At 69.4% G+C, this 20,227-nt stretch carries 22 protein-coding genes, 1 tRNA gene and 1 pseudogene; 17 read left to right on the forward strand and 7 right to left on the reverse strand.

The features are described 5' to 3' along the window. Positions 1–155 precede the first annotated feature (155 nt). From BWR60_RS30610 to BWR60_RS30655, 10 genes are all read left to right on the forward strand, one after another. Positions 156–1,493, forward strand: a complete 1,338-nt coding sequence (locus BWR60_RS30610; RefSeq protein ID WP_088156173.1) for a CpaF family protein — start codon at positions 156–158, stop codon at positions 1,491–1,493. Further along, complete coding sequence (locus BWR60_RS30615; RefSeq protein WP_088156175.1) at positions 1,490–2,434, forward strand: type II secretion system F family protein; 945 nt, start codon at positions 1,490–1,492, stop codon at positions 2,432–2,434. The genes BWR60_RS30610 and BWR60_RS30615 overlap by 4 nt, the downstream gene beginning before the upstream one ends. Positions 2,435–2,438: 4 nt before the next feature. Beyond that, on the forward strand, positions 2,439–3,350 hold the full coding sequence (locus tag BWR60_RS30620) for a type II secretion system F family protein (protein ID WP_088156177.1): 912 nt from the start codon (positions 2,439–2,441) through the stop codon (positions 3,348–3,350). Further along, positions 3,347–4,114 (forward strand): tetratricopeptide repeat protein, encoded by a 768-nt coding sequence (locus BWR60_RS30625; protein ID WP_088156179.1) that lies wholly within the window; start codon positions 3,347–3,349, stop codon positions 4,112–4,114. The genes BWR60_RS30620 and BWR60_RS30625 overlap by 4 nt, the downstream gene beginning before the upstream one ends. Next, positions 4,111–4,434 carry a hypothetical protein gene (locus BWR60_RS37355; protein ID WP_179222016.1) on the forward strand — a complete coding sequence of 108 codons (324 nt, stop codon included), beginning with the start codon at positions 4,111–4,113 and terminating at the stop codon, positions 4,432–4,434. Before BWR60_RS30625 ends, BWR60_RS37355 begins: the two co-directional genes overlap by 4 nt. After that, positions 4,431–6,260, forward strand: coding sequence for a pilus assembly protein TadG-related protein (locus BWR60_RS30635; RefSeq protein ID WP_088156183.1), 1,830 nt, complete (start codon positions 4,431–4,433; stop codon positions 6,258–6,260). The genes BWR60_RS37355 and BWR60_RS30635 overlap by 4 nt, the downstream gene beginning before the upstream one ends. A 68-nt stretch (positions 6,261–6,328) precedes the next feature. Next, the gene (locus BWR60_RS30640; RefSeq protein ID WP_088156185.1) at positions 6,329–6,514 is read left to right on the forward strand and encodes a Flp family type IVb pilin; all 186 of its coding nucleotides are present in this window, start codon (positions 6,329–6,331) and stop codon (positions 6,512–6,514) included. 48 nt (positions 6,515–6,562) lie between these two features. Then, positions 6,563–7,069, forward strand: a complete 507-nt coding sequence (locus tag BWR60_RS30645; RefSeq protein WP_179222017.1) for a TadE/TadG family type IV pilus assembly protein — start codon at positions 6,563–6,565, stop codon at positions 7,067–7,069. Then, a complete protein-coding gene (locus tag BWR60_RS30650; protein WP_088156189.1) occupies positions 7,069–7,542 on the forward strand; it encodes a prepilin peptidase in 474 nt (157 codons plus the stop codon). The genes BWR60_RS30645 and BWR60_RS30650 overlap by 1 nt, the downstream gene beginning before the upstream one ends. A gap of 112 nt (positions 7,543–7,654) precedes the next feature. After that, on the forward strand, positions 7,655–8,701 hold the full coding sequence (locus tag BWR60_RS30655; protein WP_088156191.1) for an NADP-dependent oxidoreductase: 1,047 nt from the start codon (positions 7,655–7,657) through the stop codon (positions 8,699–8,701). Here the strand turns inward: BWR60_RS30655 and BWR60_RS30660 are convergent. After that, positions 8,670–8,906, reverse strand: a complete 237-nt coding sequence (locus tag BWR60_RS30660) for a hypothetical protein (protein WP_088156193.1) — start codon at positions 8,904–8,906, stop codon at positions 8,670–8,672. The two genes, BWR60_RS30655 and BWR60_RS30660, sit on opposite strands and share 32 nt — an antisense overlap. Next, entirely contained in the window at positions 8,903–9,091 is a 189-nt protein-coding gene (locus BWR60_RS30665) for a hypothetical protein (RefSeq protein WP_088156195.1), read from the reverse strand. The genes BWR60_RS30660 and BWR60_RS30665 overlap by 4 nt, the downstream gene beginning before the upstream one ends. 228 nt (positions 9,092–9,319) lie before the next feature. On the opposite strand from BWR60_RS30665, the gene BWR60_RS30670 reads away from it, so the two are divergent. After that, positions 9,320–10,258: a LysR family transcriptional regulator gene (locus BWR60_RS30670; RefSeq protein ID WP_179222018.1), complete on the forward strand. Its 939-nt coding sequence runs from the start codon at positions 9,320–9,322 to the stop codon at positions 10,256–10,258. On the opposite strand, the gene BWR60_RS30675 is transcribed toward BWR60_RS30670, so the two are convergent. Next, positions 10,255–10,854 (reverse strand): LysE family translocator, encoded by a 600-nt coding sequence (locus tag BWR60_RS30675; RefSeq protein WP_088156199.1) that lies wholly within the window; start codon positions 10,852–10,854, stop codon positions 10,255–10,257. The genes BWR60_RS30670 and BWR60_RS30675 overlap by 4 nt on opposite strands. Positions 10,855–10,995: 141 nt before the next feature. Here BWR60_RS30675 and BWR60_RS30680 point away from each other — a divergent pair, with 141 nt between their 5' ends. From BWR60_RS30680 to BWR60_RS30700, 5 genes are all read left to right on the forward strand, one after another. Next, the gene (locus BWR60_RS30680; protein WP_230983229.1) at positions 10,996–12,396 is read left to right on the forward strand and encodes an MATE family efflux transporter; all 1,401 of its coding nucleotides are present in this window, start codon (positions 10,996–10,998) and stop codon (positions 12,394–12,396) included. Between the two features lie 124 nt (positions 12,397–12,520). Beyond that, the gene (gyrA, locus tag BWR60_RS30685; protein WP_275542410.1) at positions 12,521–15,295 is read left to right on the forward strand and encodes a DNA gyrase subunit A; all 2,775 of its coding nucleotides are present in this window, start codon (positions 12,521–12,523) and stop codon (positions 15,293–15,295) included. 14 nt (positions 15,296–15,309) lie between these two features. Continuing rightward, positions 15,310–15,828, forward strand: coding sequence for a pantetheine-phosphate adenylyltransferase (gene coaD / locus BWR60_RS30690; RefSeq protein ID WP_088156201.1), 519 nt, complete (start codon positions 15,310–15,312; stop codon positions 15,826–15,828). Between the two features lie 81 nt (positions 15,829–15,909). Beyond that, a tRNA-Lys gene (locus BWR60_RS30695) sits at positions 15,910–15,985 on the forward strand. A gap of 356 nt (positions 15,986–16,341) precedes the next feature. Continuing rightward, positions 16,342–17,127, forward strand: coding sequence for a gamma-glutamylcyclotransferase family protein (locus BWR60_RS30700; protein ID WP_218823757.1), 786 nt, complete (start codon positions 16,342–16,344; stop codon positions 17,125–17,127). 58 nt (positions 17,128–17,185) lie between these two features. Here BWR60_RS30700 and fhuF read toward each other — a convergent pair whose 3' ends face one another. From fhuF to BWR60_RS30720, 4 genes are all read right to left on the reverse strand, one after another. After that, on the reverse strand, positions 17,186–17,935 hold the full coding sequence (fhuF, locus tag BWR60_RS30705; protein ID WP_088156205.1) for a siderophore-iron reductase FhuF: 750 nt from the start codon (positions 17,933–17,935) through the stop codon (positions 17,186–17,188). 86 nt (positions 17,936–18,021) lie between these two features. Further along, positions 18,022–18,306 carry a DUF1488 family protein gene (locus BWR60_RS30710; protein ID WP_034833424.1) on the reverse strand — a complete coding sequence of 95 codons (285 nt, stop codon included), beginning with the start codon at positions 18,304–18,306 and terminating at the stop codon, positions 18,022–18,024. Positions 18,307–18,367: 61 nt separating this feature from the next. Then, positions 18,368–19,261, reverse strand: a complete 894-nt coding sequence (locus BWR60_RS30715; protein ID WP_218823758.1) for an alpha/beta fold hydrolase — start codon at positions 19,259–19,261, stop codon at positions 18,368–18,370. 120 nt (positions 19,262–19,381) lie between these two features. Next, on the reverse strand, positions 19,382–19,963 hold the full coding sequence (locus BWR60_RS30720; RefSeq protein WP_088156209.1) for a TetR/AcrR family transcriptional regulator: 582 nt from the start codon (positions 19,961–19,963) through the stop codon (positions 19,382–19,384). Between the two features lie 98 nt (positions 19,964–20,061). Here BWR60_RS30720 and BWR60_RS36610 point away from each other — a divergent pair. After that, a pseudogene (locus BWR60_RS36610) lies at positions 20,062–20,227 on the forward strand (hypothetical protein); the annotation flags it as partial.

Genomic DNA, 20,227 nt, shown 5'->3' on the forward strand with positions numbered 1-20,227 from the left:
CAGCCCCGCCATCGCCGCCTTCTCCACACGACGTCCGCAGCCGGCGCAACAGGCCGCCGCCGGGGTGGCGCCGGCTGCGCCGGGCGCGGCCCGGCCGGCGCCGCGCGGCGCCGGCCTGTTCCGCCGGCTGCGGACGTCGTGAGGAGAAGGCGGCGATGGCGGGGCTGATCAACGGCGTCGGCGTCAGGACAGGCGGGGAGGCGGAGCTCGCCGCGGCGGAGCTGCGCACCACCGACGCCTACCAGCGCACGAAGTTCGCGATCTTCAACCTGGTGCTGGAGCAGCTCGAGGCGCTTGGCATCAACGCGGAATCGGCCAGCCAGTCGATGATCCGCGACGGCATCGAGCAGGCGATCACCCGCTTCGCCGCCAAGGAAGGGCTGGCGCTGAATGCCGCCGAGCGCGCCCTGCTGGCCTCCGAGGTGCAGAACGAGGTGATCGGCCTCGGCCCGCTGGAGCCGCTCTTGAAGGACCCGTCGATCGACGACGTGATCGTCAACGGCCCGTACCGGATCTATGTCGAGCGCGGCGGCCAGATGGCGGCGGTGCCGGTGCGGTTCCGCGATACCGCCCATCTGATGAACATCATCCAGCGCATCGTCAGCCCGATCGGCCGCCGGGTGGACGAGGCGACGCCCTATGTCGACGCGCGCCTGCCCGACGGGTCGCGCGTCAATGTCGTGATCCCGCCGATCGCGCTGGACGGGCCGATGGTGTCGATCCGTAAGTTCCGGGTCCAGGCCATGGGCGCGCAGGACTATGTGCGCCTCGGCTCGATGAGCCAGGAGATGATGAGCTTCCTGGCGGCGGCGGTGCGCTCGCGCCTCAACATCCTGATCTGCGGCGGCACCGGCTCGGGCAAGACCACGCTGCTCAACATGCTCAGCGGCTACATCGACGAGAAGGAGCGGCTGATCACCATCGAGGACGCCGCCGAGCTGCAGTTGCGCCAGAGCCATGTGGTGCGGCTGGAGACGCGGCCGCCCAACCTCGACGGCAGCCGCGAGGTGACCGCCCGTGATCTGGTGCGCAACGCCCTGCGGATGCGGCCGGACCGCATCATCCTGGGCGAGGTGCGCGGCGCCGAGGCGGTTGAGATGCTGCAGGCGATGAGCACCGGCCATGACGGGTCGATGGCCACGATGCACGCCAACTCCAGCCGCGACGCCTTCGGGCGGCTGGAGATGCTGCTCGGCTTCGGCGGCCTGGGCGGCGATCCGAAGACAGTGCGCCGCTACATCGCCAACAGCGTCCACATCGTCGTGCAGGTCAACCGGCTGGCGAACGGCAAGCGGCGCGTGACCTCGGTGTCGGAGCTGACCGGGATGGAGGGCGACAACTTCACCCTTAACCCGCTGTTCAGCTTCGAGGAGCAGCCGCCGCTGAGCGGGCTCGGCGAGTTCCGCACCCTGTCGGCGCGCCCCTTCTACGCCCATCGCCTGGTCGGGGCGCCGGACCTGCGGCTGGCCGCGGCGCGGGGAGGGGCGGCATGACCGGCTTCGCCTTCCTGCTGCTGGGCGTGCTGGCGCTGTTCGTGATGGCTGGCATCAGCCTGGTCGCCGGCCGCCGGCAGCGCCGCCAGCAGCAGCAGGTGCAGGCCAGGCTGGAACTGCTGCGCAGTGCCGTGCCGGACGGCGTGGTGGAGACGGCGGGCGGCCGTCCCGCCGGCGCCCGGCCGGTGCCCGCCGGGCAAGGCGGGCCGCGCTTCCTGCGGCTGTGGCTGAACCGCGCCGACATCGTGCTGCGGCCGGACCGGCTGGTGCTGGCCGCGATCCTGGTGATCGCCGCCACCGTCGCCGTGGCCTGGCTGGTCAGCCCGATCGCCGCCGCCGCCGTCCCGGTCCTGGCCGTCGGCGCCGCGGTCTATGCCCTGCACGCGCTGGCCACCCGGCGGATCAACGCCTTCCTGCTGGGCCTGCCCTTCTTCCTGGACGCACTGCGCCAGCTCCTCATGGTCGGCAACTCGATGCAGCAGGGCCTGCTGAAGGCGGCGGAGAACACGTCGCCGGCCATGCAGCGCTATCTGCAGCCGATGATCCGGCGCATCAACAACGGCGCCCCGATCCCGGAGGCCGTGTCCTGGCTCGCCGGGCGGCTGGAGGTGCCGGAGCTGTTCATGCTGGCGACCGCGACCGAGGTCAATTTCCGCTATGGCGGCCGGATGTCGGCGGTTCTGGCCAACCTGGTGCAGATCCTACGGGAGCGCACCCGGGTGGAGCGCGAGCTGAAGGCGGCGACGGCGGAGATCCGGTTCAGCGCCATCGTTCTCGGCCTGATGCCGTCGGTGGTGCTGGTGATGATCTCGGTGATCAAGCCGGCCTACATCATGTTCTTCATCCATGCGGAGCAGGGGCCGCGCCTGGCCCTGATCGCCGTCGGGCTGCAGCTGTTTGGCGTGCTGGTCATGCGTCGCATCATGCGGCTGGAGTTCTGACGCCATGCCGGCCTTCAGCCTCGAGCTCGCCTTCATCGTCATCACCGCCGGCTCCAGCCTGCTGCTGCTGGGGCTGGGGTTGCGCGGCACGGTGGGCGAGGCGCGGCTGAAGCGACGGCTGACCCGGCTGTCCGACCAGGCGCCGGACGGCACCGCCGCCCAGCTCGGCTGGCTGCGGCCCTTCGCGCCGGTGCTGGTCGGCGGCGCCAAGGACCGCGAGGAGATCCTGCAGCACCTGCGGTCGGCCGGGTATTACGACCCGCAGGCGCTGATGGTGTTCGCCGGGTTGCGCTTCGCCGCGGCGCTCTTGGCCATTCTCGGCACCGGGCTGGTGCTGTGGCTCTTGGGGATGTGGTCCGGCGTCGCCCGTTTCTACCCGCTGGCGGCCGGCGGCCTGGTCTATATCGCCGCCAAGTTCGTGCTGCGCTCGCTGGCCTCGGTCCGGCTGCGGCGGGTCAGCGCCGAGTTGCCCTTCGTCCTCGACGTGCTGCTGCTGATGCTGGAAAGCGGCGTCAGCCTGGACCAGTGCTTCCGCACCGTGGCGCAGGGCGAGGGCAACGCCATGCCGCATGTCCGCCAGTCGATGCGGGTGCTGGTCGAGGACTTGCAGCGCGGCATGGCCTATGACCAGGCGCTGGACCGCTGGGCCGACCGGCTGGGCGTCGGCGGCATCCGCGAGGTGGCGGCCCTGTTCAAGCAGACCCTGATGTATGGCACCGAGCTGGGGCCGGCGCTGCGTGAGTTCGTGCGCGAATTCGCCGACCGGCGCGTGTCCTCGGCCAAGGAAAGCATCGGCCGCAAGACCACGCAGATGACCATAGTGATGATCGTCTTCATGATGCCGGCGCTGTTCATCGTGCTGGTGGCCCCGGCCGTCGTCACCATCCTCGCCACCCTGACGGGACTGGGCCGATGATGCGAAACCCCTCCCGCCTGGCCGCCCTGCTGCTGCCCTGGCTCTCCGCCTGCGGCCTGTTCGGCGGCAGCCAGACCGTGCATCGGGAGCCGTCGCCGGCGGACACGCTGCCGCAGGCTGCGCCGCTCGACGCAGAGAATTCGCGCGACCTGTATCTCGGCATCGTCGACAAGCTGCGCCAGGGCGGCAAGTCGCGCGCCGCCCTGGCCTATCTCGACGATTACGACAACCGCCACCCGGGCGACGCGCGGGCGCAGGTGCTGCGCGGGGACGCTTTCCTCGACATTCAGGACTATGCGCGCGCCGAGGCGATCTACCGGGATCTGCTGGAGGGTGACCAGGCCCCCGCGGCCTATGACGGCCTCGGCCGTGTCGCGGCCGGCCGCAGCGATTGGGCCAAGGCGCGGGCCTATTTCCACGAGGCCGTGCGGCGCGAGCCGATCAACGTCAAATACCTGAACGACCTCGGTTTCGCCGAGATGCGGATCGCCTCCTACGATGAGGCGCTGTTCACCCTGCGCCAGGCGACCGAGCTGGCGCCGGAGAATGCCCAGGTCCGCAACAACCTGATTCTATGCCTCGACATCGCCGGCCAGGGCGATGCCGCCAAGGCGATGCTCCGCCGGATCACCAACGCCCAGGAGCGGCGCGCGGTCGAGCAGATGCTGAAGACCGCCCGTGGCCAGATGCGCGGTCCGACCAGCGCCGGCACGGGCACGGCGGCGCCGCGGCGCCTGGCGCAAGCTTCGGAGAACCAGCCATGATGCGAGCATGCCTTGCGGCGTTGGGCGCATGCGCCCTGTTCCTGCCGGCCGCGGCGCTGGCCCAGCAGCAGCTGGTGCAGCCGAAGGCGCCCGACTGGTTCGAGAGCAACCGCGCCCTGCAGGTGATCCAGGCGCAGCAGCGCCCGCATCCGGGCCCTGGCGCGCCGGCCGGCCTGTCGGGGGCGGAGGCCGGTCAGGTCTATTCCAACTTCATCCAGGACATCGGCAAGCCGCTTCAACCGCTTTCGGGCAACAGCTCCTACGGGCCGCCATCCGGCTTTGGGGGCGGCATGGGGTCGTCATCGGGGGGGCTGCCATGATCGGGAGATTGATACGTCGCGGATCGGGTGACGGGGGCGCGATCGCGCCCTTCGCGGCACTGATGCTGGTGCCGCTGATCGGGACGGCGGCGCTGGCCACCGATGTCGGCCTCTGGTACGCGCAGCAGCGCCACCTGCAGGTGGCGACGGATGTCTCGGCCCTGTCGGCCGCGCTGAAGATCTCCGACGCCACGACGATCGCCGGCAATCTGCTCGAGGCCAATGGCTTCGAAACCAGCAGCCTGACCTCGGCCCTGCCGGGCGTGTACTGCCCCGAGGGGGCGAAGCCGGCGGATCGCTTCAAGCTCGGCCTCACGGCCTGCGAGGCCGGTGATCCCGCGCCGGACGAGTACAGCGCGGTGCAGGTCACGGCCCACACCACGGTGCCCGGCGTGCTGTCGCGGTCGCTGCTGCAGACCGGCGACGGCCAGATGGGCCAGGGCGGCAGCCCGAACAAGGAAGGCATCTACCCGATCAGCACCCGGTCGACGGCGGCGCGGATCGATGAGGCCGGACTGCAGGCCGGCACCGGCCTGCTGACGCTCGACACGACGCAGAGCCCTCTGCTGAACGCGGTGCTGGGCGGGGTGCTGGGCACCAAGATCAGCCTGACCGCCGTGCACTATAATGGGCTGGTCAACACCGATATCGACGCGCTGACCTTCCTCGACGCCCTGGCGACACATGTCGGCGCCTCGGTCGGCACCTATGACAGCCTGCTCGACAGCAACGTCAAGGTCGGCCAGATCCTGCAGGCGGCGATCGATGTGCTGCACAAGCAGGGCAACATCGCCGGCCTCGACCTCGACGCGCTGAATGCCCTGCTGGCGCTGCAGTCGCAGATCGCCGGCAACCCGGACCTGGCCCTGGGCAAGCTGCTGGACCTGGGCCTCTGGAAGACGCAGGAGGTCGGCAGCTCGACCAAGCCGAGCGCGCTGCAGGCGGGGTTGAACCTGTACCAGCTGGTCACGCTCAGCGCCCAGGTGGCGAACGGCCAGAACTTCATCTCGATCCCGTCGCTGACCGTCGGCCTGCCCGGCGTGGCATCGGTCCAGGTCGCCGCCACGGTGATCGAGAAGCCGCAGACTCCGCCCTTCGCCTTCGGGCCGCGGGGCATCTCAGTCCACACGGCGCAGGTGCGGACGCAGATCAAGCTGCAGCTGCTGGACCTGTTCGGCCTGCTCGGCCAGGGCATCCAGCTGCCGGTCTATATCGAGGCCGCGCCCGGTAACGCCACGCTGACCTCGATCACCTGCGATCCGGACGTCCAGGTGAAGGTCGATGCCGATATCGATGCGGCCGCCGCCTATATCGGCACGCTGCCGATGAACCTGATGACCAATTTCAGCCACAAGATCGACTACCAGACCGACATCCAGCCGGCGTCGCTGGTCGATGTCAGCGTGCTCGGTTTGCTTGGGCTCGTCCGGATCAACGGGCGGGCCGAGCTCAAGGGATTGTTCGCCAACAAGGCGGAGATGACCTTCGATCGCGCCGATATCGACGGCCGGATTCCGCAATCCCTCTATGGCAGCCCGAAGATCGAGAACCTGCTGGGCAGCCTCGGCATCGATCCGGTCACCGGCAAGCCGAATCTCGACCTCAAGGCCTGCATCCTCGGCCTGGGCCAGCTCTGCCTGCTGCCGGTCGACCTGAAGGTGGTCAGCACCACGGTCACGGCCCTCAACCAGCTTCTGGCCCCTGTGATCAAGGGCCTCCTCGATCCTCTCGTCGACAATCTGCTCGCCGCCCTCGGCGTGCGCATCGGCGTGATGGATGTCACCGTCACCGGCGTCCGCTGCGGCGTGCCGGTGCTGATCAGGTAATCGGAACACCGCCGGCGGCACCGGGACGCGGGCGGGCAGCAGGATCCCGGAATTTCAGGAGGTTTATCATGATGTTGCGGAAATTCTTCAAGAAGGCGCGCCAAGTCGTTCGTGACGACCAGGGCATTACGGCCGTTGAATACGCGATCCTCGGATGCCTGCTCGCCCTGGGCATCACCGCCGCCGCCACGGCGCTCGCCGGAAGCATCACCGACGCGTTCGCCCGGATCGGCGCCGCGTTCGGCGCCGGCTGATCCCGGCGGTCCGGTCAGCCTCACTCCAACGAGTTCATGGGAACAGCCATGACTACTCCTGCACCACGTGCACCTCGGACGGCGGGCGCTGGGGCGCCTGCCGCCCTCTCCGACGAGTCGGGGCTGGCCGCGGTCGAATTCGCCCTGATCGCGCCGGTCTTCCTCGTCCTCCTGTTCGGCATGGTCATCTACGGCCTGCATTTCGGCGCCTGGCTCGCGGTCAACCAGGCGGCGGCGGAGGGGGCTCGCGCCTCCATCGCCGGGATGAATCTCGATGAGCGCAAGGATCTGGCGCAGAAGGCGGCGATCGCCGTGCTCTCCGCCTATGGCCCGATCCTCGGCAGCATCGAGAGCTGCGGCGCGGGCAAGCCCTGCACCATCGTCGCCGATGCCTCGACCAGCGACGCCAACCTGTTCCAGGTCACGGTGACCTACGACCAGGCTGCCCGCAACACCGCGAACGATCTGAACGGCGATGACGGCAAGACCCCCTTCCTGCCCATGCCGCTGTCCAATCCCTCCGCCACCGTGACCATCGCCAACGGCGGATATTGATGGCCGGCCTCGACTTCATCGCCCTCGGCCTTCTGATCCTGCTCTTGCTGCCGATCGTGTTGATCGATCTGCGCGAGAGCAGGATCCCGAACATCTGCAACCTGGCGCTGGGCGTCTGCGGCCTGGCCCTGGCGCTGGTCCGTGACCCGACGCTGCGGACGCTCGGCTTCTCCCTCGGGGCGGCCGCCGTCACCTTCCTGCTGCTGGCCGGCACCGCCTGGCTGATGCAGAAGATCGACCGTCACGCCCGGATCGGCTGGGGGGATCTCAAATTCCTCACCGCCGCCAGCCTCTGGGTCGGGGTGCAGGGCAGCCTGATCGTCCTGATTCTGGCCAGCCTCGCGGCGCTGGTCATGACCCTGGTGCTGGCCCCTTGGCGCGGGGTGAAGTGGCGCGAGATGCGGCCCTTCGGCCCGGCGCTGGCCCTGGGGCTGCTCGCCGTGACGGTCACGGGCTTTATCCGGGGGATGTGACGCCGGCGCCTGGATGAATTTTCCACGCATAAGATCTGTTAATTCAGTCGAACCCCTTCATCATGCGCGACAATGGTGCTTAGCTCCCGTCATCCGCAGATGGGAGCCCGTCATGAGCACCGATGTGAATCGCCGGATCCTGCTGGCCGCGCGGCCGGTCGGCGAGCCGAAGGACACCGATTTCCGCCTGGTCGAGGGGCCGGTGCCGACGCCCGGGCCCGGCCAGTTGCTGATCCGCACGCTGTGGCTGTCGCTCGACCCCTATATGCGCAGCCGGATGAGCGACGCGAAATCCTACGCGGCGCCGGTCGAGATCGGCCAGGTCATGGTCGGCGGCGCGGTCGGCCGCGTCATCGCCTCGAATCATCCCGGATTCGCCGCTGGCGACATCGTCGAGGGCCGCACCGGCTGGCAGGACTACGCGTTGTCCGACGGCACCGGGCTGCGCAAGGTCGACCCGTCGCTGGCGCCGGTCTCGACCGCGGTCGGCGTGCTCGGCATGCCCGGGATGACCGCCTATACCGGGCTCCTGACCATCGGCCAGCCCAGGCCGGGCGAGACCGTCGTGGTCTCCGCCGCCTCCGGGGCCGTCGGGTCGGTGGTCGGGCAGATCGCCAGGATCAAGGGCGCGCGCGTCGTCGGCATCGCCGGTGGGGCCGAGAAGGGGGCCTACCTGACCGGCGAGCTCGGCTTCGACGCCGCGGTCGACCACTGCGCGCCGGATTTCGCCGACCGTCTGCGCGCGGCGGTGCCGGACGGCATCGACGTCTATTTCGAGAATGTCGGCGGCGCGGTGTGGGAGGCGGTGTGGCCGCTGCTGAACCCCTTCGCCCGGGTCCCGGTCTGCGGCCTGATCGCCCAGTACAACTCTGTCGGCGCGTCAGAGGGGCCGAACCGGATGCCGCAGCTGATGCGCGAGGTGCTGTCGAAGCGGCTGACCCTGCGCGGCTTCATCGTCGGCGACTTCGCCGACCAGCACGCCGCCTTCCTGCGCGATGTCTCTGGCTGGATCCGCGACGGCCGGATCCGCTACCGCGAGGATGTCGCCGAAGGGCTGGAGAACGCGCCCCGGACCTTCCTGCGGCTGTTCCGGGGCGAGAATTTCGGCAAGCTCCTGGTCAAGGTCGTTACAGCAGGGTCCGACCGGCCACGGCCATGAGGCCGATGCGGGTGAGCGCGGCGTCGAACTCCGCATCCATCTGCAGGCCGAGGTCGCGGCGGGCGGAATCGCTCAGCGTCTCCAGCCGCAGCCGGTTCGGCCGCCTGGCGAAACGCGCCGATCCACCGGAGAGATGGCGCCAGATCCGTCCCAGCAGGCCGACGGGGCGCTGGCGCAGCGGCAGGCGCAGGACATGGGTGCTCATGACGATCTCCTCGAAGAAGCCATCGCGATCGGGCAGGCGGCCGCTTTCGGCGCCGGCGGTGGCACCGTGTCGATGCCGTAGCCGCCGGTGATCACCGGGCCGGTGGCGTCGGACACCGTGACCACGGTCTTGGCCGGGGCGCCGGGCCGCGCCCGGTACATCACCACCTCCGTCAGCACGGCCATCCGATCCTCCATCGCCGGCCCCGGCGGCCCGGGGCGATGATGGGAGACTACGCCACCCCTCCTGACATCATCCTGTCAGGAGAGTTGCCTGTCAGGTGAGCTGCCCGCGGCCGGTGCATCGGGCGCTGATGGGGCGGAGGATGCTGCTGAACGTGGATGTGCGCCATTCGACAAGTTCGAAGAGGACCTGTACGTTTCCGTTCAGCAAGCGAGGCGGGGCCGGGCGCGATGGACTGGGATGATCTGCGCGTGATCCATGCGGTGGTCGGGACCGGCAGCCTGTCGGCGGCGGCGCGGAGCCTCGGCCTCAGCCAGCCCACCATCGGCCGGCGGGTCCAGGCGCTGGAGGAGCGGCTGGGCCTGATCCTGTTTGAGCGCGGCGCCGACGGCTACCGCCCGACCCCGGCCTTGGAGGCGCTGCTGCCGCATCTCCGCGCGATGGCGGAGGCCGCGGCGGCGCTGGAGCGTGAGGCCCGGGTCCAGGCCGATCCCGGCACCGGGCTGGTTCGGGTGGCCGCCGATGGCTGGGCCAGCCGCTTCCTGGCCGAAAGGCTGCCGCAGCTGCGGGAGGCGCTGCCGGGCATCAACCTGGCGATCGATTTCGAGCGCATCGTGCCGGATCTCGGCGGCGATTCGGTGCATCTCGGCATCTACACCGCGGTGCCGGACCTGCCGGGCCTGCGCTCGCGCCTGGTCGCGCGCTCGGCCTATGCCGTCTATGGCCTGCGCAGCTATGTCGACCGCCATCCCGAGGCCTGGACCACGGATCGCTTCGACCGCTGCGACTGGGTGATCTACGACCGCGAGCGGGTGGGCGGCACCAGCCCGATCACCGCGGCCGACCCGGTGCGCGCCCGGCTGGCGGCGGCGCCGCGCGTCCTGCGCCTGACCACCACCGACCTGATTCTGTCGGCGCTGCTGTCCGGGGCGGGGCTGGCGCTGATCCCGTGCTTCATCGGCGACGCGGATCCGGAGCTGGTGCGGGTGTCGCCGATCGTGCCGGAGCTGGAGCACCGCTACCGCCTGGTCGTGCACCAGGATGTTGGCCGGTCGCCCCGAATTGCCCGCGCCAAGGAGGCGATCGCCGCCCTGTTCGCGGCCGAGCGCCGGCTGATGGAAGGCGAGGCGGCGCCGGCGGAACCGGTCGGCGCGCCGCTCACGGCCTAGCCGCGGCTGGCGATCAGCGCGGCGGACCCCGCCATCATCGCGGCGGCGGAGCGGTTGACCAGGCGGAGCCGGCGCGGCGAGCGGAAGAAGCTGCGGGCCCGGGCGGCGCCGACCACATAGGCGGCCTGCACCGTCAGGTCGATGCCGAGCTGCACCGCGAACACCGCGGCGATGCCGGCGGCGTCCAGCGTCGTCAGGTCGACCACCTGCGGCAGCACCGCGCCGTAGAACACGACCGCTTTCGGGTTGCCCAGCGTCAGCGCCGCCCCGCCGAGAATCCCGCCGGTCCGCCGCGGCGGCGCCTCCGGCTCGGCGGCCGGGGCCCGCCACAGCGTCCAGGCGAGGATCGCGAGATAGGCGATGCCGGCCCATTTCACCGCGACGAAGACCGGCTCATAGGCCAGCGCCAGCGCCGACAGGCCGAACACCGCCGCGGCCAGCCACAGCGCGTTGCCGGCGACCATGCCGAGCACGAAAGGCAGGGATTCGCCGGCGCCGCGCGACAGCACCCGCGCCACCAGCGCGGTCTGGGCCGGGCCCGGGATCATGGCGGCGATGGCGACGGGCATGGCGAACAGGGCGAGGGCGGTGATCATGCTGGCGTCCTGCCGGTGATGATGGGCCAGCGTAGCCCGTCCCCGACCGCCGGGGGAGCCGCATGGCAGGCCGGCGTCCGGCCCCCTGATATCCGCCGCGCCGGGCTGCTAGGGTGCCGCTCCAAGGGGAGGAGGGGCGCCGTGACATACCAGGTTCCGATCCGGCCGGGCGAAAGCTGGATGCGCGCCCGGGTCCGGCGACATGTCCATGAGCTGACGCGCCTGGCCCTGCCGGTGATCGTCGCCCGCGCCGGGCTGATCCTGATGGCGCTGGTCGACACCCTGTTCGTCGGCCGCTACGGCAGCACCGACCTGGCCCATCTCTCCATCGCCAACGCCCCGATCGGCAGCATGATCGGCACCTCCACCGGCCTCGTCATCGGCACGCTGGTGACGACCGCCAATGCCCTCGGCCGCGGCCGGCCCGACGAATGCGGCGCGGTCTGGCACCGGGCGCTGATCTATGGCGGCGTGATCGGCCTGGTGCTCGCCGTGCTGTGCCATTTCATCGAGCCGCTCTTGGTCCTGACCGGCCAGACGCCGGAACTGTCCAAGGCCGGGGCCGACATCGCCATCGTGCTCGGCTGGGGCATGCCGGCGGCGGTGATCTACACCGTCACCGCCTTCTTCCTCGAAGGGTTGAAGCGGCCGGTGCCGGGCATGATCGCGATGATCGTGGCCAATCTCCTGAACGCCCTGGTGAATTGGCTGCTGGTGTTCGGCGTCGCCGGGCTGCCGGAGCTCGGGGCGCTCGGCGCCGCCTGGGCCAGCACCGCCTCCCGCATGTTCCTGGCGGTCAGCCTGGTCGCCTATGTCTGGTGGATGCGCGACCGCGACAACTACGGCATCCGCCGCTGGCGCGGCTGGCGCTGGCGCGACTGGTCGAGGCAGCGCCAGCTCGGCTATGGCGGCGGCCTCAGCATCTTCATCGAATCGGGTGCCTTCACCGCCCTGACCCTCTTCGCCGGGTTGCTGGGCGACCTGCCGCTGGCCGCCTATTCGATCGGCCTCAACCTGATCGCGCTGATCTTCATGGTGGCGCTCGGCCTCGGCTCCGCCACCGCGGTCCGGGTCGGCATCGCCCATGGCCGGCGCGACCTGAAGGACATGGTGCTGGCCGGCTGGGTCGGGCTCGGCGTCAACAGCGTCGTCATGGTCGGGTTCGGGGCGTCGCTGTGGCTGTTCGCCCGGCCGATCGCCGCCGCCTACACCAGCGACCCGGACCTGATCCCGCTGGTGGTGCCGGTGGTCCTGGTTTCGACCTTCATCCTGATCGTCGATGGCGGCCAGGTGGTGATGGCCAACGCGCTGCGCGGCCGCGGCGACATCATCGTGCCGACGCTGCTGCACACCATCTCCTACATCGTGGTGATGACGCCGCTGGGCTGGGTTCTGGGCGTCCATCTGAAGCGCGGTGCCGCCGGTCTGTTCGAGGCGATTCTGATCGCCAGCGTGGTCTCGGTCGCCCTGCTGGCGTTCCGATTCCACCTGCTGGCGCGCGGCGACGCGCGCGCCGCGGCGGGGGCGGGCGCGACCGCCTGAGAACGGTCCGCCGTGCCCCCCGAAGCGGCCCCGTAACGAATTGTTCGCAGGTGCGGAAACGTGCTAGCGTCGCCCCGCCCGGCAGGCTGTCCGGGCGCGTCCTTTTAGCAGCCCGGACAGTGCTTTGACCGAACGCTCGCCCACGCCGCCCCACTTCGACATCACCCCGGTGACGATCGAGGAGGAGATGCGGCGCTCCTACCTCGATTACGCCATGAGCGTGATCGTCTCCCGCGCCCTGCCGGATGTGCGCGACGGCCTCAAGCCGGTGCATCGCCGCATCCTGTTCGCGATGAAGGAGGGCGGCTACGATTCGACCAAGCCGTTCAAGAAGTCGGCCCGCGTCGTCGGCGACGTCATGGGTAAGTACCACCCCCATGGCGACACCGCGATCTACGACGCCATGGTGCGCATGGCGCAGGACTTCTCGATGCGGCTGCCGCTGATCCAGGGGCAGGGCAATTTCGGCTCGATGGACGGCGACCCCCCGGCGGCGATGCGCTACACCGAGGCGCGCTTGGCCAAGGCCGCCGAGGCGATGCTGGATGACATCGACAAGGACACGGTCGAGTTCCAGCCGAACTATGACGAGACCCAGTCCGAGCCGACGGTGCTGCCGTCGCGCTTCCCGAACCTGCTGGTCAACGGCGCCGGCGGCATCGCCGTCGGCATGGCCACCAACATCCCGCCGCACAATCTGGGCGAGGTGATCGACGCCTGCCTGGCCACGATCGAGAGCCCCGCGATCACGATCGAGGAGCTGAACCAGATCGTGCAGGGGCCGGACTTCCCGACCGGCGCCCTGATCCTCGGCCGTTCCGGCATCCGCTCCGCCGTCAGCACCGGCCGCGGCAGCGTGGTGATGCGGGCCCGGTCGTCGATCGAGGAGATCCGCAAGGACCGCGAAGCGATCATCTTCACCGAGATCCCGTATCAGGTGAACAAGTCGCGGCTGATGGAGCGCATCGCCGAGGTCGTCAACGACAAGACGGTCGAGGGCATCTCCGAGCTGCGCGACGAGAGCGACCGCGACGGCGTGCGCATCGTGGTCGAGCTGAAGCGCGACGCCAGCGCCGATGTGGTGCTGAACCAGCTGTACCGCTCGACCCCGCTGCAGACCTCCTTCGGCGTCAACATGCTGGCGCTGCACGGCGGCCGGCCCGAGCTGCTGAACCTGAAGCAGATCATCGACGCCTTCATCGCCTTCCGCGAGGAGGTGATCACCCGGCGCACCCGCTACCTGCTGGCCCGGGCCCGCGAACGCGCCCATGTCCTGGTCGGTCTGGCCACCGCCGTGGTCAACATCGATGCGGTGATCGAGCTGATCCGCCGCGCGCCCGACCCGCAGACGGCGCGCGAGGAGCTGATGGCCACGGCCTGGCCGGCCGGTGACATCGCGCCGCTGATCGCGCTGGTCGACGAACCCGGCCATCCGCTGGCCGAGGACGGCACCTATCGCCTGTCCGAGGTCCAGGCCCGCGCCATCCTCGACCTGCGCCTGCATCGCCTGACCGGGCTGGAACGCGACAAGATCGGCGACGACCTGCGCGCCATCGTCGCCGAGATCCAGGAATACCTCACGATCCTGGCCAGCCGCGAGAAGCTGCTGGAGATCATGCGCGGCGAGCTGGTCGAGATGAAGGACCAGTTCGCCACCCCGCGCAAGACCGAGATCCTCGACCTCGAATTCGAGGCCGATATCGAGGATCTGATCCAGCGCGAGGACATGGTCGTCACCGTCTCCAACGGCGGCTACATCAAGCGCGTGCCGCTGTCGACCTACCGGGCGCAGCGCCGCGGCGGCAAGGGCCGCAGCGGCATGGCGACGAAGGACGAGGATTTCGTCTCCGACCTGTTCGTCGCCAACACCCACACGCCGATGCTGTTCTTCTCCAGCCGCGGCATCGTCTACAAGCTCAAGGTCTACCGCCTGCCGGTCGGCACGCCGCAGTCGCGCGGCAAGGCGATGGTCAACATGCTGCCGCTGCAGCAGGGCGAGACCATCTCCACCGTCATGCCGCTGCCGGAGGATGAGAGCACCTGGGACCAGCTCTACGTCATGTTCGGCACGGCTTCGGGCGGCGTCCGCCGCAACAGCCTGGCCGACTTCACCAGCATCAATCGCAACGGCAAGATCGCGATGAAGCTGGACGAGGGCGACAGCCTGATCGGCGTCAAGGTGTGCAGCGACGACCAGGACGTGCTGCTGGCCACCCATGCCGGCATGTGCATCCGCTTCCCGGTCACCGATGTGCGCGTGTTCAAGGGCCGCGATTCGACCGGCGTGCGCGGCATCCGGCTCGGCGACGGCGACACCGTGATCTCGATCTCGATCCTGCACCATCTCGACGCCACGGCGGATGAGCGGGCGAACTACCTGCGCATGGCCAATGCGGCGCGCCGGGCCGAGGGCGAGGAGACCGACGGCGAGGACAGCGAGACGGTGGTGGAGCACGACCTCGACCCCGCCCGCTTCGCCGCGATGGAGGCGGGGGAGGAGTTCATCCTCACGGTCAGCGAGGAGGGCTTCGGCAAGCTCAGCTCGGCCTATGGCTACCGGCTCACGGGGCGCGGTGGCAAGGGCATCTGGGCCATGGAGATGGGTGAGAAGAACACCGCCGTGGCCGCCAGCTTCCCGATCTCGCCGAACCAGGAGATCATCCTGGTGACCGATGGTGGCCAGCTGATCCGCTGCCCGGTTTCCGACGTGCGCATCGCCGCCCGCAAGACCATGGGCGTGCGGCTGTTCAACGTCGCCGGGGGCGAGCGCGTGGTCTCCGTCGCCTCGGTGCCGGAGGAGAATGGCGACGGCGAGGATGCGGTCGAGGACGGTGGTTCGTCCGATGAGGCCGCTGAGGGGCAACAGGACGGCGCCGCAACCAGCGGCGACGGCGCATAAGGAAAGCCGCACGGATGTCCAAGGCGCGCACCGGGGTCTATCCCGGCACCTTCGATCCCATCACCAAGGGGCATATGGACATCATCCAGCGGGCGACGCGGATCGTCGACCATCTGGTCGTCGCCGTGGCCCGCAACGACGGCAAGGGCCCGCTGTTCTCGACCGACGAGCGGGTGGAGCTGGTGCGGGCCGACGTCGCGCCCCTGGTGGCCCAGGGGATCTCGATCGAGGTCCGCTCCTTCGACATGCTGCTGATGAACTTCGCGGCCTCGGTCGGCGCCACCACGGTGGTGCGCGGCCTGCGCGCCGTCTCGGATTTCGAGTACGAGTTCCAGATGGCCGGCATGAACGCCAAGATCAATCCGGTGATCGAGACGGTGTTCCTGATGGCGTCGGACCGCTACCAGTTCATCTCCTCGCGCTTCGTCAAGGAGATCGGCCGGCTGGGCGGCGACATCGCGCCCTTCGTCAGCCCGCTGGTGGCCAAGCGCCTGACCGAGCAGTTCGCCCGCAAGGGGATCGTCGGGGAATAACGGCGCGGGGGTGTTGACCGTCGGACAGTGCCTCCCTAATGTGCGCCGCGCCCGCCCGGGCACGTCCCGGGCCGGCCGTGTGAGCCGGTAGCTCAGTCGGTAGAGCAGAGGCCTTTTAAGCCCCTGGTCGTGGGTTCGAGCCCCACCCGGCTCACCAAAATCTTTCAAGACGTTAGCATGTGGTGGCGTTGTCCATTCCGACACGCCCGCCTCTGATCATTCCGACACATCGGCTGGCTTCGTTCTCGTTACGCGCCGTCGTAGGATTGTTCGAGCGTTCGCTTGATTGCCGAAGTGCCACCTTGGAACCGCTCGTCAGGTGCATTTTTGATAAATTTGGATATATTCCGAGTGTCAGTTCGAGGATGTTACGTTTAACGCGAATTTAACTTATGATGCGTTACTTAATATTAGATTTTTGAAGTGTAATCGGTTCGAACATCTGTCTATCCGGGGCATCTGTCTGTCTCGGCGGCTTCAGCCGGCCGACGATCGAACGAGGGGCGATTCACGATGCATCGCAGAGACCTGATGATCTCCGGGCTTGCCCTGCTCACGCTGGCAGCGACAGCGCCCGGCGCCGGCGCTGCCGACTGGTGGGGGACGAAACTGCCCGGCCAGCCGCAGAACTTCATCTTCGGCTACGGATCGCTGATCAACACCGCGTCCCGCAACTCCACCGCCAGCAAGCCGATCGACGCGATCCCGGTGCGGGTCTCTGCCTCCTTCGGCTATATCAGGGCCTGGGTCGATCGCGCCAAGTCTGGCTTCACCGCCCTCGGGCTGCGCAAGCCCGGCACCGGCGAGCAGGCGACGACGATCAACGGCGTGCTCTACCCGGTCGAGGGCAACGACATGAGCGCCTTCGATGCGCGCGAAGCCGGCTACAAGCGCATGGAAGTGCCGCGCGAGGCGATCGAGGGTGTCTCCTGGGAGCAGGTGCCGACCGAGGGCAAGATCTGGGTCTATGTCTCGGTCGGCAAAGACGGCGTGCCGGGCGAGGGGCTGCAGCCGCCGTCGGCCGACTATCCGCTGCTGCAATCCTATGTCGACGTCGTCGTCGACGGGGCGCTGGAATACGGCCCCGATTACGCCCGGGAGCTGATCGAGACGACGGCGGATTGGAGCCCCTATTGGCTGAACGACCGCGAGCTGCCGCGCCGGCCTTGGGTCTATGACAAGAACTATGCGGCCGTGGACAAGCTGCTGGAGGAAACGGCCCCGGCCGCAGCCCATTTCAAGGATCGCCTGTTCCCCGAGGTCTACGCCATCCGCAATCTGGCGCCTGCCGCGCAATAGGTCATCGGAGCGGGGTGGCGTTCGAATGGCCGTCTTCCCGCCGGAGCTTGCCCGCGTCTCAAGCGACCTGCTGCGCCGGGGCCACCTTGCGCAACCGGGCGCGGAGATGCGGGCAGGTGCCGCATTCGGCGATCTCCGGCAGGCGGTAGCGCAGGCAGCACAGCCGGCGCCAGCGCTTGGCCTCGCCATCCTCCTCGACCGTCTGGATCGGCTCGAACAGCGGGTTCGGCGTGCCGTCCGGCCGTTCGCGATCGGACAGCAGGCGTCCGGCTTCGGCCGCGAGGCCGGCATCGGCCAGCGGATGGGCCGCGATCTCGCCCAGGATCCAGTCCAGATAGACCGCGGCGTTGTTCCAGTAGAGCCGCGGCGCCACCTGGGTATGCGCCGCCCAGGCGGCGATGAAGGGCTCGATATGGCCGGCCACCAGCCGGTCGAAGCGGCGGAAGGCGTCGGGCTCGTCCTCAGGCGTGCCGTCATGCGCCATGCGGAAGGCGATCGGGTGGCCCTCCGGCGCGCGGATCACGCCGATCTCCGTCAGCGCGATCGGGAAGCGGCGGCCGAGCAGCAGGCTGGCCGCCAGCACCGGCGGCAGCAGCCGGGCGAAGTACCATTGCGACCAGAAGGAGGCGACGGCCCGCCGGTCGGCGCCGGGATATTGGCCGGCATAGTCGTCCAGCACCCGGTCGATCGCAGCCGGGTCCAGCAGGCTGCGGCCGGGCAGGGCAGGGCGTTCGTCGTCCGGCAGCACCACGGCCTCGCCGCAATGCGCCAGGTCGCCGGTGAAGACCGGCCGCAGGATCTCGATCATCGCCGCTGACCAGGAATGCGTGTCATTCGCAACTGGCTATCGCAATCGGGCGGCAATCGCAATCCCGCGATTCCGGGGAGGGGCGCTCAGCGGCGCCGCAGGTCGCGCCCGTCCAGCGTCACATTGGCGTCGGGGTCCAGCCGCCGCTCCTCGATCCGCAGCTCCGCCGCGCGCTCGATGCCGGCGCGGTGATGGTGGTAGATCTCGACCGCCTCCGCCGGCGTCGGCCGGTGCCCGAGCAGCGAGCGCAGTGCCGCCGAGGGCAGGAACACGCGGCCGGCATAGTCACCGACCTCGACCCCGAACTCGACCGCCTGGCGCGCCTCGTTCCAGGCGGCGTCGTCGGGGAAGGTGAAGATCGGGCGGGCCATGGCGCCTTCTACCAGCCCGCCGCCCGGCGCCGCAACGCCGGGCGGACAAGGGCCGGAGGGCTTACTTCTCGGTCAGGAACTTGACGACCGCGGCGTTGAACTCCTTCGGGTTCTGCAGCATGCCGAAATGGCTGACATTCGGCAGGATGTGCAGCTCGGCGCCCGGGATGGTGCGGGCCAGATACTCCGTGTGCTCGCGCTTGATGCCCTCGTCATGCTCGCCATCGGCGATGGCGAAGCGGACCTTGATGCCGCGCAGCTGGTCGGCGCTGAAGTCGGGCTGGGTCGCCCACATCTGCGAGATCTGCTGCAGGAAGGCGTCGTACTGGTCCGGCGTCTTCGACAGCGCCTTGTATTCGGTGCCGGCGCGCTCGATGAAGGCGGCGAAGGTCGGGTTCTTGTCGAAATCCGGCTTCAGCCCGGTCAGGTCGGAATTCGCGCCGTAGGCGTAGACGCGGTTCAGCCGCTCCGGATGGTGGATGGCGATGTCGAGGCCGATGATGCCGCCATCGCTCCAGCCCACCAGGTCGGCCTTCGGGATCTTGAGGTGGTCCAGCAGCGCCAGCACGTCCGACGACATCAGGTCGTAGCTGTAGGGCTGGGCCGAGCGGGTGCTGCGGCCATGGCCGCGGCTGTCGGCGACGATCACCTGGAAGTTATGCGCCACCAGGTCGGGGATCAGATAGTTCCAGTAGTCGGAGTTCGACAGCCCGCCATGCAGCAGGATCACCGGCTGACCCTTGCCGTAGACGGCATAGTACATCTGGATGTCGTTGACCGGCGCCATGCCGCTGCTGTCGGCCTTGGGCGCCGGGCCCAGGGCCGGCAGGGTCTGCCACACCTCGGCGGCCAGCACCCGGGTGGTGGCCGCCGGGACCAGAAGGCCGGGAACCGCCAGCCCGAGGCCGATGGCGACCGCCGCGCACCGCAGAACGCTTCCCACAGATCGGCGCATGTCCATTCCTCTCACGCAGATGTGAATTCGCGGGATATCACAGCGAGAGGATGATGCTAGCACCGGACCGCGGCGCAGCGCGACGTCCGCAAGGTTGCCGTTGCAACCTTGACGGTACCGTCAGCCGGCCTTCGGCACCAGGCTGCGGACGGCCTCGATCCCGCTCTCCAGGAACCGGTCCGACAGGGCCTCATCGGCGGCGCCGCGGGCCAGGATCAGCGCGCCGACCATGGTCGCGACCGCCTGGGGCGCCCTGGCCGGGTCGCCGCCATCGGCGGCGATCGCCGCCTCGGCTGTCTCCACCAGGCCGCGCAGCCCTTGGGTGAATTCCGCGCGCGTCTCGGCCGGGTGGCGGGCGATCTCCGGCCCGATCGCGGCGGCGATGCAGCCATGGCCCGGATGGTCGCGATGGGCCGCCGACAGGTAGGATTCGGCCATCGCCGCCAGCCGCTCGCCCGGCGGACGCTGCTCGATGGTCTTGCGCATCCGGCGCCGGCTCTCGCCGAAGCCCTCGGCGCAGGCCGCGGCCACCAGCGCTTCCTTCGATGGGAAATGGGCGTAGAAGCCGCCATGGGTCAGCCCGGCATCCGCCATCAGCGCGGCCACGCCGGTCGCCTCCACCCCGTCCTCACGGAAGCGCTTGGCGGCGGTGCGGACGATCCGCTCGCGGGTCTCCTGCTTGTGGTCCTTGCCGTAGCGCATGCGACCCTCCCATCTGCCGCGCGACGATGGCGGCGATTGCCTTTTTAGATGACGGTTATAATATTGTGTTTATCATATAACGTTCCAAGGGGACATCGATGTCCGCCGAAGATCCCGTCGTCATCGTCGGGTCCGCCCGCACCCCGCTCGGCCGCTTCCGCGGCGCCCTGGCGCCGCTGGCCGCGCCGCAGCTGGGGGCCGCCGCGATCGGCGCCGCCCTGGCCCGGGCCGGCGAGATCAAGCAGCCGAAGCGGCGCGAATCCC

The organism is Inquilinus limosus (genome assembly GCF_002195995.1).
In the GTDB taxonomy this organism is placed as follows: domain Bacteria; phylum Pseudomonadota; class Alphaproteobacteria; order DSM-16000; family Inquilinaceae; genus Inquilinus; species Inquilinus limosus_C.

Bases quoted from the DNA above. Each gene is read 5' to 3' on its own strand.
- BWR60_RS30610 (WP_088156173.1), top strand. From the start codon at position 156: ATGGCGGGGCTGATCAACGGCGTCGGCGTCAGGACAGGCGGGGAGGCG.
- BWR60_RS30615 (WP_088156175.1), top strand. From the start codon at position 1,490: ATGACCGGCTTCGCCTTCCTGCTGCTGGGCGTGCTGGCGCTGTTCGTG.
- BWR60_RS30620 (WP_088156177.1), top strand. From the start codon at position 2,439: ATGCCGGCCTTCAGCCTCGAGCTCGCCTTCATCGTCATCACCGCCGGC.
- BWR60_RS30625 (WP_088156179.1), top strand. From the start codon at position 3,347: ATGATGCGAAACCCCTCCCGCCTGGCCGCCCTGCTGCTGCCCTGGCTC.
- BWR60_RS37355 (WP_179222016.1), top strand. From the start codon at position 4,111: ATGATGCGAGCATGCCTTGCGGCGTTGGGCGCATGCGCCCTGTTCCTG.
- BWR60_RS30635 (WP_088156183.1), top strand. From the start codon at position 4,431: ATGATCGGGAGATTGATACGTCGCGGATCGGGTGACGGGGGCGCGATC.
- BWR60_RS30640 (WP_088156185.1), top strand. From the start codon at position 6,329: ATGATGTTGCGGAAATTCTTCAAGAAGGCGCGCCAAGTCGTTCGTGAC.
- BWR60_RS30645 (WP_179222017.1), top strand. From the start codon at position 6,563: ATGACTACTCCTGCACCACGTGCACCTCGGACGGCGGGCGCTGGGGCG.
- BWR60_RS30650 (WP_088156189.1), top strand. From the start codon at position 7,069: ATGGCCGGCCTCGACTTCATCGCCCTCGGCCTTCTGATCCTGCTCTTG.
- BWR60_RS30655 (WP_088156191.1), top strand. From the start codon at position 7,655: ATGAGCACCGATGTGAATCGCCGGATCCTGCTGGCCGCGCGGCCGGTC.
- BWR60_RS30660 (WP_088156193.1), bottom strand. From the start codon at position 8,906: ATGAGCACCCATGTCCTGCGCCTGCCGCTGCGCCAGCGCCCCGTCGGC.
- BWR60_RS30665 (WP_088156195.1), bottom strand. From the start codon at position 9,091: ATGGCCGTGCTGACGGAGGTGGTGATGTACCGGGCGCGGCCCGGCGCC.
- BWR60_RS30670 (WP_179222018.1), top strand. From the start codon at position 9,320: ATGGACTGGGATGATCTGCGCGTGATCCATGCGGTGGTCGGGACCGGC.
- BWR60_RS30675 (WP_088156199.1), bottom strand. From the start codon at position 10,854: ATGATCACCGCCCTCGCCCTGTTCGCCATGCCCGTCGCCATCGCCGCC.
- coaD (WP_088156201.1), top strand. From the start codon at position 15,310: ATGTCCAAGGCGCGCACCGGGGTCTATCCCGGCACCTTCGATCCCATC.
- BWR60_RS30700 (WP_218823757.1), top strand. From the start codon at position 16,342: ATGCATCGCAGAGACCTGATGATCTCCGGGCTTGCCCTGCTCACGCTG.
- fhuF (WP_088156205.1), bottom strand. From the start codon at position 17,935: ATGATCGAGATCCTGCGGCCGGTCTTCACCGGCGACCTGGCGCATTGC.
- BWR60_RS30710 (WP_034833424.1), bottom strand. From the start codon at position 18,306: ATGGCCCGCCCGATCTTCACCTTCCCCGACGACGCCGCCTGGAACGAG.
- BWR60_RS30715 (WP_218823758.1), bottom strand. From the start codon at position 19,261: ATGCGCCGATCTGTGGGAAGCGTTCTGCGGTGCGCGGCGGTCGCCATC.
- BWR60_RS30720 (WP_088156209.1), bottom strand. From the start codon at position 19,963: ATGCGCTACGGCAAGGACCACAAGCAGGAGACCCGCGAGCGGATCGTC.